The following is a 678-nucleotide window of genomic DNA, read 5'->3' as shown; positions in this document are numbered from 1 at the left end:
TGGCGCTGGTGGCGCCGTCCTCGGTCACGGCGCCATCGGTCTTGCCGCTCAGTTCGGGCTTGTCGTTGGTGCCGTCGATGGTGACGGTGACGGTGCTCTTGGTGCCGTCGGCGGTGGTGACGGTGAAGGTCTCGGTGAGCTTCTCGCCCACGGCCAGGGCCTGGACCTTGGGATCGTTGTTGTCGAGCTGGTACGTCCAGTTGCCGTCGGCGTCGATCGAGAACGAGCCATGCTCGCCCTTGGCGTCGGTCTGGGCGTTGAAGGTGGCCTCGCCGGCATCCTTGTCCGTGACATCCAGTTTGCCGTTGGCGGTGTAGACCTTGTCTTCCTGCACCGTGCCCTTGTCGTCGCCCGGCTGGTTCGGGGTGATGACGGCGGTGTCGTTGGTGCCGGTGATGGTGACGGTGATGGTTTCGGTCGCCGTGCCGCCGTTGCCGTCATCGACCGTGACGGTGATGGTGTCGGTGACTTTTTCGCCGTCCTTCAGGGCCTGGACCTTGTCGCTGCTGTTGTCCAGCTCGAACTTCCAGTTGCCGCTCTGGTCGACGGTAAAGGTGCCGTACTGGCCCTTGCCGTCGTTGCTGACGGTCCAGGTGTGGGTGTCGCTGGTGTCGACGTCGCTGACGTCGAGCTTGCCGCTGGCGCTGGTGGCGCCGTCTTCGGTCACGGCGCCATCGG

1 protein-coding gene is annotated in these 678 nt (G+C 65.2%); it reads right to left on the bottom strand.

Going from position 1 to position 678, the window contains the following annotated elements:
* Positions 1-678: VCBS domain-containing protein (locus AC6LKG_RS26520; protein WP_498169969.1), on the bottom strand; the 678-nt coding region annotated here is incomplete at both ends.

It is taken from the genome of Achromobacter sp. 46006 (assembly GCF_059761975.1).
The sequence above is the reverse complement of the archived record's forward strand: the minus strand, read 5'-3'. Positions and strand labels throughout refer to the sequence as shown.